Genomic DNA, 12,296 nt, shown 5'->3' with positions numbered 1-12,296 from the left:
CAGAGGTGGCACAGCTATGGCATTAGCCGGTGTTGGGGTAGATATTTTTGAGATTGCCCGTATGGAACAGGCGCTTGTGCGTCGGCCCCATCTTGCGTCGCGCGTCTTTACGCCCGAGGAGCAAGCGTATTGCAACGCTAAGGCACGCCCTGCTCAGCACTACGCCTGCCGTTTTGCTGCACGTGAGGCAGTGCTTAAGGCGTTAGGGACGGGCTTCTCGCAAGGCATTGGCTTGTCTGATGTGAGCGTGGCACATGATGCGCATGGCAAGCCAGTGGCTGTTTTGCGTGGCAAGGCGCAAGAAATTGCACAAACAAACGGTGTACTTGAGATTGCACTTTCGCTATCGTTTACTCATGAGCTTGCGGTAGCCAATGCGGTTGCGGTAACGGATCAAGTTCGCCCCAAAAAGGACGAGAAGCCCGACGGCAAAGCACAGCTTGCAGCTTCGTTTAAAGAGGCCCGTTCTGTCATAGATGAGCTGGAACGCGTGCAAATTTCTGCCATGGAACCAGCGGTACAGCTCAAGCAAGAGCAACCTCGCAACCTTACCATTGATTCAATGATTGGGTCTTCCAATCATGTTTTTGAGGAGTAGTGATAGTCCATGCAACCAGTTCTTAATGTCGAGGACATTAAGCGTGTCGAGAATAGCCTCAATCGTGCAGGCGTGAGCGTCTCTGAGCTTATGCATCGTGCCGGTGCAGCTGCGGCGGCGGAAGTCTCTCACATGGATGATGTGCATTCTGCTCTTATCTTTGTTGGTATGGGCAACAATGGCGGCGATGGCTGGGTTGCAGCAGAAGACCTTCTCAAGATGGGCTTTGGCGTTACGGTGGTATGTCCCGTTGCGCCAGAGGCCTTGCGTTCTGATTTAGCTTTGGTAGCAGCGCGTAGCGCTGTCGCAGCAGGTGTTTCTGTAAAGGTGGCACCACCGCGCGCCGAGCTTGACGAGCTTTTGTTTGAACATGATGCCTGCTTAGATGCCATGTTGGGCACCGGGTTTCATGGCGCTCCTTCTGCTCCTTTTGATATTTGGATTGACGCTATTAACATGAGCGGCATTCCCGTAGTATCTGTGGATGTACCCAGTGGTTTATCCGCGCAAACGGGTCATGCTGCTGGCTCTTGCGTATATGCGGATATTACGGTAACCATGCTGGCGCTTAAGCCAGGTCTTTTGGCAGATGAAGGCCGTGATGCTTGTGGTGCCATTGTTATTGCCCCACTTGACGATAAAACCGAGGAGCTTGTTTTAAAGGCCGATCCCGTAGCGTGGCGTGTAGAGACCAGTGACTACATGGATGTTATTGCCAATCGTACAAGTGCTGTTGATAAATATACGCGCGGTAGTGTCTTGGTTGTGGCGGGTTCTACGCGCTATCCTGGTGCAGCAATTTTGGCGGCACGTGCTGCTGCGCGAAGCGGCGCTGGGTATGTGACTTTGGCAGTTCCTGCATGTATTGCGGCAATTGTTCAGGCACAGTTAGTAGAGATTCCTGTTGTGCCCTGTCCTTATGATGCGGAGTCTGGAACGTTTTCTGAGGATGCGGTAGACATTATTGTTAAGCTTGCTGGTCGTGTCAATTCCGTTTTGCTTGGTCCTGGCATCCGCGTTACAGCAGCTACGGTATCTTTGTGCTCTGGTTTATTGTCTACCAAAACTCCTTTAGTCATAGATGCAGATGCCCTCAATTGTCTTGCACGCCTTACGGAGAACCGTTTGGATAATTACCCTGAGCTTATCCGTCGTCAAGCTACCTTGGTACTTACTCCACACCGCCGTGAGCTTGGTCGTCTTATGGGATTGCCCGATACACCACCAGACTCACTTACCTCTGCACTTGAGGCTTCTCGTCGTATTGTTTGGTCTGACGGCGGTTCTGACCTTACGATTGTTGCAAAAGGTAGCGCTACTGCTTGCGTGGGAGTAGAGTCTGCTGTACTACCTAAGCCTGGTCCTGCATCGTTGGCAACAGCGGGTTCAGGTGATGTGTTGGGTGGCATTATTGCAGCTCAGCTTGCACAAAACAAGCCAGCAGGAACTCAACTACCTTTGCTTTGCGCACTAGCTTGTGAGATTCATGGTATTGCTGCAGGTATGGCAGAAACTCGCTTTGGTAGTCGCGGTGTCATGGCGTCTGATCTTATCGATAGCTTGGGCTTAGCAACTGATCAATTGGAAACGCAGGCGGCTATGCCTGAAGGCATGGATTTTAATCTTGATGAGCAGATAGCTACTGGGGGAGATGACCGGATTGCATAGTAGGGTTTGCCCCGATACACGCTGGTCGTGGGTAGAGATTGATCAAGCGGCTTTGCGCTATAACACCCGTGCCTTTAAAGCTCAACTTGCACGTGGTACTAAAATGATGTGTGTAGTCAAAGCTGACGCCTATGGTCATGGTGCAGTGCCCTGCGCAAAAATTATGTCTGCTGCTGGAGCAGACCAGCTTGCAATAGCTACGGTGGATGAGGGTGTTGAGCTGCGTCGCGGCGGTATTGTCGAGCCAATTTTGCTGCTTTCAGAGCCACCCGTAGAAGCTATCCCTACGCTTATTGAGTACGATATTATGCCCTCGGTGTATACCGAAGCCTTTGCCTATGCATTGGGTGAAAGCGCGGCGCTTGCTGGTAAGATAGCTCGCTATCATATTGCTGTAGATACAGGTATGAGTCGTATTGGCTTGCGCCCCCTTGATGTGCTGGAGTTTCGTCGTAATGTAGAGTTTCATGCGGGACTTGAGTGTGCGGGTATTTTTACACACTTTGCTACGGCGGATGAGCCAACAGGTTGGGACTTTGAGCTGCAATATAAGCGCTTTATGGATGCAGTCAGTTCCTTAGATGAAGCAGGATTGTCTTACGGTATTGTGCACTGCAATAATACCCCTGCAACTATGCTGCATAAAGAAACGCAACATATGATGTGCCGTGTAGGCGTTGGTTTGTATGGCATGCATCCCGCTGCTACCACGGTAGGTACCATGGATCTTAAGCCTGTTATGAGTGTGCGTGCACGTGTTACGCATACGTGTTACCCTGCGGTGGGTGATGGCGTCAGTTATGGTTTGACCTATCGTATTCCAAAACAGAATATTCAAATTGCCACAATACCTATTGGGTATGCCGATGGTCTTTCTCGCAATCTTTCCAACAACATGGATGTATTGGTGCGTGGCCAGCGCTGTAAGCAAGTTGGTCGTATTTGCATGGATCAGTGTATGTTTGCGGTGGATGTAAATGGTCGGAGCTATAAACCAAACACGCCTGTTGAGGTGGGGGATGTAGTAACCATTTTGGGTACTGACGGCGAGCAAATCATTACAGCAGAAGACCATGCTCGTATACGTGACACTATTAACTATGAAGTTACCTGCAATTTTGGTATGCGCCTGCAGAAAGTGTATGTATAGCGTATGGCCAGAGTACAAAGAGAACGTCCGTCACTGGCGGATGCTGAAGGGACTATGTACGCCATGGAGATTCCGGGGCACCCACATCCAAAACCGGGCGAGGTTTCACTCGATGAACTTGCAGCGCTCATGCAAGATTGTCGTAAGTGCACACTGTGTGATACGCGCACCAACATTGTGTTTGGGGATGGTAATCCACATGCCCGCGTGATGTTTATTGGCGAGGCTCCTGGTCGTAATGAGGATTTAGGCGGTAAGCCCTTCATTGGCGCCGCAGGCCACAAGCTTGATGCTCTGTTAAGTTGTGCAGGTCTTACCCGAGAAGAGATTTTTATCGCCAACGTGCTTAAGTGTCGGCCACCCTCAAATCGCAATCCACGCTATGATGAAATCCAAGCGTGCTCACCCTATTTGCGTGAGCAAGTTCGTTCCATTTGGCCTGATGTTATCGTGTGTCTTGGCAATTTTGCTTCGCAGTGGGTACTCAAAACAGAAAAAGGCGTTACTGCGCTGCGCGGGCAGTTGTATCAGCAGGGTCATTTTGTTGTTTGTCCCACGTTCCATCCAGCGGCAACTATTTACCACAGAGACTGGCAGCCACTGTTAGAGGAAGACTTACGTCGTGTGGGGGCGTGGCTTCAACAAAATCCCCGCCAGGATACACATGCAAGCAGCCATATAGATTCTCATAAGGAGCAGGCATGACCCACCTTCCAACTAAGCTTGACGAGAAGACCTATGAGTCTGCAAGCTTTGAGCAAACGCGAGAGTTGGGAGCACGGCTAGGTTGTTTGCTGCAAGCTGGAGATGTGGTGGTGCTCACGGGTGACCTTGGTGCAGGAAAGACCCAACTGACTAAGGGTATTGCACAAGGCATGGGTGTTACAGATGATGTAACCAGCCCTACGTTTACGATTCAGATGAGGTATCGCGGCATCAATCTGCCACTGTACCATTTTGACCTGTATCGCTTGTCTGATCCAGAAGAGCTCGGCGATGCGGGGGTGTGGGATGCATTAGAAAGTGATGGCCCCTGCGTTATAGAGTGGGGCGAACAGTTCTCTGACGAACTGGGAGATGAGCGCCTTGATGTGTTTCTCACCAGGTTAGATAAACAAGCAGTAGATGGCCAAGAGCCAGCACGGCTTATTAGCTTTAAACCAAAAGGCACGCGCGCACAATCCATTGTGGCGCAGCTAGCTAGCACAATTAAGTAGAGGTTTTATATGGCATTGGTAGATGGTCGCAGGGTTGTTCTTGCGCTTGATACGTCTTCTGACATGCTGGTTTGCGGCGTAGCTGCCGTAGGTGAGGCAGCCGATTGTGACGCTAATTATGATACTAGTTCTGCAATAGTATCCCCTATGAAGAAACCTTCTGGTGCAGTACAGATGCTTTCTAACCGCGACCACCTGTGTCGCCGACAAGCAAACGTAGAGCTGGTAAGTACGGTACAACAGGCACTTGCAGATGCAAATCTTAGCATGGCAGATGTGGATAGCGTGCTGGTAGGTCGTGGCCCTGGGTCGTTTACAGGCGTACGTATTGGTATTGCTACGGCAAAAGGGCTTGCGTGCGGTGCGGGTACTGCCTTGTGGGGAGGCTCTACACTCGATGGCGTTGCTTGGACTGCTTGGAAGTCTGGTGTGCGTGGCAAACTAGGTGTTGTGGCAGATGCCATGCGTAGTGAGGTATATCCTGGCATATACCAGCTGGATGATACAGGTGCCCATCGTTTGTTTGGCACAGAAGTTGTACGTAAAGCAGCGCTTTGTGTGGAACAATGGAGTGCTTTACCTGAGGCCCCAGAGCTTACAGTTTGTGGCGATGGCTTAGTAAAACACCGAGCTCAGTTTGAACAGGCGGGCTTTACTTCCATTTTGCCGGAAGAGCTGTGGCGTCCTACGAGTGAAGGTTTGTTACTTGCATATACCGCGCCTGATGCTGTGAAAGATCGTGCTGCTGGAGACCCAGCGTTAGTGCTGCCGGTGTATACGCGTCTATCTGACGCAGAAGAAAATGAGCGCAAACGTTTAGGGATGCAGGTGCCTGCCAGTGTTGCTCTTACGGGCACCGCAGATGTACTTGCAGGTATGCATTTACAGCTGCGCCCTATGAGCATCAATGACATAGACCAAGTGGCTGCGCTTGATGCCCTTTGTTTTCATGATTCTGTACATAAGCCGTGGACGCGCACCATGTTTGAAGAGGAGCTCTCTGCAGAAGGTCGCAGCTGGTGGGTTGCTCATGACATGGATCAAATTATTGGTGTTGCCGGTGGCATGCTGGTAGGCGATGACATGGAGATTGCAACGGTAGACGTGGCACCTCATCGTCGCCGAGAAAAGATTGCGTCTCGTTTGATTGCACGCCTTGCCTATGATGCACAAATGCTTAATGCACAGAGCATTTCTCTTGAGGTATATGAGCACAATACGGCTGCGCTGGCACTGTATGTAAGCATGGGATTTGTGCAAGAAGGTGTGCGTCCCAACTATTATGGCCCTGGCAATGCAGCACATATTATGCGTGCTACGCTGCCTTTATCGATAGATGCGGTGGCAGGTGAAGTTGCACCTGAGCCGCAGGCATCTATCCGGCCCTGGCCCATTGTGGCGCAGGCGCGCTCTGAGCAAGCCAAGCAGGCACTTGCGCAAGCAGGCAATCTTATCTTGGCCATTGAGTCCTCATGTGATGAGACTGCCATGGCTATTATGGATTCGCAGGGACACATTTGTGCCAATGTTGTGGCAACCTCTATTGATTTTCATGCACGCTTTGGTGGGGTAGTTCCAGAGATTGCTTCTCGCAAGCACGTTGAAGCAATTGTGGGCGTATTTGAGGAGGTTATGGCGCAGGCAGGCGAGCATTTTGGGTGTGATACGTTGGAGCCATCTGATCTGTCTGCTGTTGGCGTAACTGCAGGTCCTGGTCTTGTTGGGGCATTGGTGGTAGGCGTTGCTTTTGCTAAGGGAGTGTGTGCTGGCGCGCAGCTGCCTTTGATTGCCGTGCATCACCTCGAAGGTCATTTGCTTGCCAATCTATTTGAGACGCCTGATTTAGAGCCACCCTTTGTGGCAAGTCTGGTTTCTGGTGGTAATACTATGCTGGTTCACGTTCGTGCGTGGGGTGACTATCATATTTTGGGCACCACCATTGACGATGCGGTGGGCGAGGCTTTTGATAAGGTGGCTAAAGCGCTTGGTTTGGGTTACCCGGGTGGTCCCGTTATAAGCAAGCTTGCGGCTTCGGGCAACAAGAAGGCTATACATTTTCCGCGTGCCATGATGCACAGTCATGATTACCGGTTTTCTCTGTCTGGACTCAAGACATCGGTTATAACCTATATTGAGAACCAGAATAAAGCAGGCAATCCCATTAACCTTCCAGACCTCGCAGCTTCGTTTGAAGCCGCGGTTATTGATGTACAGGTGGCAAAGGCTCTTGCTGCAGTAGAGCAGACGGGTGTTTCTGAGTTTTGCGTAGGTGGTGGCGTTGCGGCAAATCCTGCGCTTCGTGCAGAATACCAGCACAAATTCGGTAAGCGTGGCGTGCGTGTGACCGTTCCTCCTCTAGCTGTTTGTGGCGATAATGGCGCGATGATTGCAGCAGCAGCGTTACGCAATTTTTATGCGGGACAGTTTGCAGATCTTACATTGGACGCAGATCCGAATGCTGCTTTAGGCACCTGGTCCAGCTTGGTAACGCCTGTTGTACAACGATGGAAGCAGTAGATTTTTGTACGGTGGGCTTTTTGCTCAGGCTAACTTGTAAGAATTAAAGTGCATAAAATTGCATACGATATTCAATAAAGTGCGACTGAGGATACAAATATCCGCAGTCGCTTTTATGTCAATGCTGTTTCTTTCTAAAAAAATGTGCGATTGAGTTCCAACATAAGACTAGACTGGTGCTATAGCACATGGAACTTTCACGCATTAAGTTGCAAGGGGGAGGGGAATGGGTCCCCTCCGGTTGTATGTGCGGAAGGGGTCACTCAAAACTGCTGGAAAGAAGGAACCAACATGACCTTATTTACATGTGGAGAAGCACCACAAAGCGCTCATTCAAATATGACAGCCAAGCCTCGGCGGGTACAGTTTTCGCGACGTGACTTCCTTAAACTTTCTGGCATCTCAGTTTTGAGTATGGCAGGTATATCTGTTTTAACAGCTTGTGGCCCTGCTCCAGAAGGTACGGTAGATTTAGCTGCCAATGAGGGCATCAAAACTTCGAGTACCGTTTTAGGTGATGGTAAAACCTTACGTGTTGGTATGGAAGCAGCGTATGCTCCCTATAATTGGCAGGCTACGCAGGCATCTGATACCACTATTCCAATTCAGAATGTTTCTGGCGCCTATGCGGATGGCTATGACGTACAGCTTGCTAAAGTGGTTGCAGCTGCTTTGGGTATGGAGGCTGTTGCGGTTAAGATGTCATTTACTGGCTTGATTGATTCTCTCAACAATGGTCAGATTGACATTATTATGGCAGGTATGAGTGCTACGGATGAACGCCGCCAAGCCATAGATTTTTCCGACCCGTATTTTGTGGGCGGATTTGGTTTGCTGGTAAAAGCCAATTCTAAGTATGTTAACGCCACCTCTTTAGCTGATTTTGATGGCGCCACCGTATTGGGGCAGAAGGATACGCTGCTGGATACTGTTATTGATGAGATTCCTAACGTAAACCATCTGACACCGGTAGATTCCGTTCCGTCTCAGCTATCCCAACTTAATCAGGGTACTTGTGATGCCATTACCTACAACACCGAGAATACCAAGGGCCTGCTGCGTGCAAACAAAGGTTTGGTAGCAATCCAGTTTGCTGAGGGTAAAGGCTTTAGTGAAACTGTTCCTTGTAATGCAGGCATTAAGAAAGGACAAGATGCCATTCTTGCCAAAATTAACGAGGCGTTTTCTAAGGTTTCCGATGATGAACGCAGCAAAATCTTTGATGCGTGCGTAGAGCGTCAGCCAGCATAACGTGCTGGTAGCATGCCTTTTGTACCATTTGTTTGTATAAGGAGCAATCCATGAGTAATCAATCAGGCGGCGTTGTGCCTCAGCATACGAGGTTTAGGGCGCTTATGCATGGTATACGATCTGACCATCGCTATGTGTTGTTGGGTACGAGTGTTATTGCGTGCATAGGGATGTGGCTTTCTAGCCAAGTCCGCAGCACGTGGAGCTTTTTGGCGCCTGTATATGCGTTGGAAGTTGGTATGTATTACACGCTGTTTGCGTTTGTAGTTTTTTCTGCTGCAGCACTTATCGCCAAGCTCTTGCATTGGAAGGATTATGCTACTACCTCGTGGTTTGTCTCGCCACGAGCAAAGAAGATTGAACGCATTGCTTCGTATGTGGTTGTTGTGCTTACCGTCATTTTGGCTTTTGACCGCATTGTGATGGGCTTTGGCTCTATTGTTGCAGCGAGCTTGAATGCACAAACAAATCCTGATGGCTTTTTGCCCAGTGCGGTATACATGGTATTTCAAGGTCGCGCAATATTTGCGCGCGGTATTGTAACCACTATTGAGTTGGCGGTATTTGGTACCGTTATCGCTTTTTTCCTGGCTATTTTGCTGGTATTTGTTCGTATTCAACAAATTGATCGGCCGGATAATGACTTTGTTCGCTTCCTTAAGGTAGTGGGAGTGGGCTTTGCCAAGCTGTATTCTGCCGTGGTACGTGGCACTCCTATGATGGTGCAATCCTTACTCATTTACTTTGCTGGCTTTGCCGTGTTGAGCTCTACTGGCATGTCTACTGGTGAGATTGGTGCCATTTGGAGTACGTTTATTGCTGGTTTGGTTACTATTTCGCTTAACTCTACTGCTTACATGATGGAGGTCCTACGAGGAGGAATCGAGGCAGTAGATGCTGGCCAAAATGAAGCCGCTCGCTCTTTGGGTCTGTCTCAGTGGCAGGCCATGACGCGCGTGGTATTTCCTCAGGGCATCAAAAACGCCATTCCTGCCCTGTCTAACGAGCTGGTAGTAAACATCAAGGACTCTTCGGTTTTATCTGTTATTGGTGTGTTTGACCTTATGTTTGCTACTACTACGGTTGCGGGCATTTATTATCGCCAACTTGCTGTATACGCAGTGGCTACGGTGTGCTATCTCATTTTGACCATGATTGCTTCTAAGTTGCTCAGCATGTTGGCTCATCATCTTGAGGTCGCATCGCCTGGCCCTGTGTTATCTACCTCTGATATGACGCATACGCATGGTGTTGCTGGCGCTAAAGCAGACCCTGCAAAGGTTGCGGTGCACAAGCCACACAAGGTTGCTCAGGCTGCTGCAAAACCTGCTTCTCAGGCTGTCAGTACCGATGCTGCTCATAGCGCTGACGCTACACACCCAAACACCTCGACAAAAAGGTAAGCACCATGACTGAATTTGCTTCTACAACAGCTCCCATTGCTCAAGAACCTGTTATTAAGATTGAGGGGTTGCGCAAGAGTTTTGGCTCGCATGAAGTACTTAAAACTATCGACTTTGAAGTGTTTCCTGGCGAGGTTGTAACTATTATTGGTGCCTCTGGTTCGGGAAAGTCTACGTTGCTTCGTTGCATCAATTTACTGGAGACACCAGATTCTGGCCATGTATGGTTCCATGGCCACGATTTAGCAGCTCAGCATGTAGATGTTAACAAGCTGCGTTCGAGCATCGGCATGGTCTTCCAGGGATTTAACCTGTTTAACAATCTCAATGTATTGGATAATTGCACGCTCGCACCCACGGCGCTCAAGAAAATGAAAAAGTCTCAGGCAGAAGAGGTAGCAAAAAAGCATCTTGAATCCGTAGGCCTGTTGGACTTTGCTTATGCTTCCGTTGCCTCGTTATCTGGCGGGCAAAAGCAGCGTGTGGCAATTGCACGCGCGCTGTGCATGGAGCCCGAACTCATGTTGTTTGATGAGCCTACGAGTGCACTTGACCCAGAAATTGTCGGTGAGGTTCTTACCGTCATGCGCAATCTTGCAACTGAGGGCATGACCATGGTGGTTGTTACGCACGAGATGGACTTTGCAAAGAATGTCTCGGACAAGGTTGTGTTTATGGACCAGGGTGTTATTGCAGAGATGGGTGCTCCCGCTCAGCTGTTTGCCAATCCTGTGTGCAGTCGTACGCGTGAGTTTTTGTCTCGGTATTTAGAAGACACGGGTGCAGAGGCTTAAAACTCCATACGTACAACTCAGCAATTTGATTCTTTATCCGATTGATTGTGCAGTTGTGCCAGTAAGTTTGCGTGCACGCGCTAGACTAAAGCAGTCTACACGTGCACGTTTTGTTAGCTGTATATCTCACAGCTAGTTTTGGGAGCAGATATGGGTCAACAACTTCGGGTGATTTCTTCCAATCACATGTTTATTTCTGCCGATAAACCCAACGAGGCAGCAACGTTAGTGCTAGAGAAGGGGCGCGTGTCTGAAGTCTTGCCACGTGCAGCATTTGCTCAGTTTGCAGGTAAGCCAGATGCTTTTGATGCAGGTGATTTGTTTGTATGTCCAGGCTTTCATGATGCGCACCAACATGTGTTTCATGCAGCATTATTTCCCTCAAACTTGGCAAGCGAGTATCAAGGCGCAAGCGAGAAGGACTGCGTAGAACACATGGTTCACTGTGCGGCTCTGCGTCCCGGAAATGGCTGGTTAGTCAGCCATGGTTGGCGTGAAACTGCGTGGACCCCCTGTACCATTCCCACCTGCGCCTCTTTGGATGAGGCGTTTCCTGACAGACCTGTGGCGCTCTATTCTGGTGACGCGCATACCTTGTGGCTTAACAGCTGCGGAATGCGTGAACTGGGTATTACGGACGCAACAGAGTCTCCCGCAGGTGGAAGTTTTGATAGGGATGCACACGGTCACCTTACGGGTGTTTTACGTGAGGCTGCAGGCATGGTGTACGTTGCGCGCATTTTATCCAGCTTTAGTATGGATGAGCTTAAAGAAATATATGCCAACTATTTTGCACTTCTCAACTCCTTAGGTATTACAAGCGTCTGTGATATGGCTCTTTCTTTAGTAGCTGGCGCCGATGGCATCAATCCTGGTGTATATGAGGCGCTCCAAGCAGAGGGCAAGTTGACGGTTCGCGCTCATTTGTATCCCACGCTTACTGATGACCTTTCGTATTTGGAAACTTTGCAGCAGCGATTGACTGGCCCTCAGTTGCGTGCACCTGGCTTTAAGCAGTTTTTTGATGGCGTTTCTAGCCAGCACACAGCCTGGTGCTCAGAGCCGTATGCCAATGCACGTTTTGAGGGGGATGTGGGTCGTCCAACCGTGCCTGCTGCTCGTATGCGCGCGTTGGTGCTTAAGGCTGCAGCAGCTGGCTATTCTGTGCGTATCCACACCATTGGAGACCGTGCGGTATCTGAAGCACTTTCTATTTTTGAGGAGGCTCGTAAGCGCTTTGGTATGCCTTTGCAGGGCGTTAACACTATGGAACATATAGAGGATATTGTGCCTGAGGATATACCGCGCTTTGTTGGTGCTGGAGTGGTGGCTTCCGTGCAGCCGCCTCATGTAACCATCAATCTGGTCCAGCCTGCACATGACTTAGGAGAGCACCGCGCTTCTCGTATGTGGCCGTTTGCACAGATGGCAGCCGCTGGAGTAACTCTGGCGCTGGGAACTGATGCTCCTGTTGTTCCAGCTCATTCTGGCGATGTGCTGTATACCGCTTGTACGCGCAAAACGCCAAGAGAGCATATGCCTACGGGCGGTTGGTATCCTGAGCATTCGCTCACGCGCCTTCAGGCGTTGGCTGCATATACACACGGCAGTGCTGCAGCAACAGGCCGCGCGCATGAGCTGGGCACGCTGGAATCTGGCATGCTTGCAGATTTTGTTGTGTGGGATACTAACTTGCTT

At 49.9% G+C, this 12,296-nt stretch carries 10 protein-coding genes; all 10 read left to right on the top strand.

The genetic code is table 11. The features are described 5' to 3' along the window. Positions 1-16 precede the first annotated feature (16 nt). On the top strand, positions 17-598 hold the full coding sequence (acpS, locus tag SPD80_RS01495; protein WP_320828159.1) for a holo-ACP synthase: 582 nt from the start codon (positions 17-19) through the stop codon (positions 596-598). A gap of 9 nt (positions 599-607) precedes the next feature. Beyond that, on the top strand, positions 608-2,266 hold the full coding sequence (locus SPD80_RS01490) for an NAD(P)H-hydrate dehydratase (protein ID WP_320828157.1): 1,659 nt from the start codon (positions 608-610) through the stop codon (positions 2,264-2,266). Continuing rightward, on the top strand, positions 2,250-3,416 hold the full coding sequence (gene alr / locus SPD80_RS01485; protein WP_320828156.1) for an alanine racemase: 1,167 nt from the start codon (positions 2,250-2,252) through the stop codon (positions 3,414-3,416). The genes SPD80_RS01490 and alr overlap by 17 nt, the downstream gene beginning before the upstream one ends. Positions 3,417-3,470: 54 nt before the next feature. After that, positions 3,471-4,121 (top strand): uracil-DNA glycosylase, encoded by a 651-nt coding sequence (locus SPD80_RS01480; RefSeq protein ID WP_320605839.1) that lies wholly within the window; start codon positions 3,471-3,473, stop codon positions 4,119-4,121. Then, a complete protein-coding gene (gene tsaE, locus SPD80_RS01475; protein ID WP_320605801.1) occupies positions 4,118-4,633 on the top strand; it encodes a tRNA (adenosine(37)-N6)-threonylcarbamoyltransferase complex ATPase subunit type 1 TsaE in 516 nt (171 codons plus the stop codon). The genes SPD80_RS01480 and tsaE overlap by 4 nt, the downstream gene beginning before the upstream one ends. 9 nt (positions 4,634-4,642) lie before the next feature. Further along, the gene (tsaD, locus tag SPD80_RS01470) at positions 4,643-7,150 is read left to right on the top strand and encodes a tRNA (adenosine(37)-N6)-threonylcarbamoyltransferase complex transferase subunit TsaD (protein ID WP_320828154.1); all 2,508 of its coding nucleotides are present in this window, start codon (positions 4,643-4,645) and stop codon (positions 7,148-7,150) included. 291 nt (positions 7,151-7,441) lie between these two features. Continuing rightward, entirely contained in the window at positions 7,442-8,401 is a 960-nt protein-coding gene (locus SPD80_RS01465; RefSeq protein ID WP_320828153.1) for a transporter substrate-binding domain-containing protein, read from the top strand. A 50-nt stretch (positions 8,402-8,451) separates the two neighbouring features. Beyond that, complete coding sequence (locus tag SPD80_RS01460) at positions 8,452-9,804, top strand: amino acid ABC transporter permease (protein ID WP_320828152.1); 1,353 nt, start codon at positions 8,452-8,454, stop codon at positions 9,802-9,804. A gap of 5 nt (positions 9,805-9,809) precedes the next feature. After that, a complete protein-coding gene (locus SPD80_RS01455; RefSeq protein WP_320828151.1) occupies positions 9,810-10,598 on the top strand; it encodes an amino acid ABC transporter ATP-binding protein in 789 nt (262 codons plus the stop codon). A gap of 150 nt (positions 10,599-10,748) precedes the next feature. Next, on the top strand, positions 10,749-12,296 hold a 1,548-nt coding region (locus SPD80_RS01450), incomplete at its 3' end, for an amidohydrolase (RefSeq protein WP_320828149.1).

Source organism: Atopobium sp. (assembly GCF_034113385.1).
GTDB lineage: Bacteria > Actinomycetota > Coriobacteriia > Coriobacteriales > Atopobiaceae > Atopobium.
The sequence above is the reverse complement of the archived record's forward strand: the minus strand, read 5'-3'. Positions and strand labels throughout refer to the sequence as shown.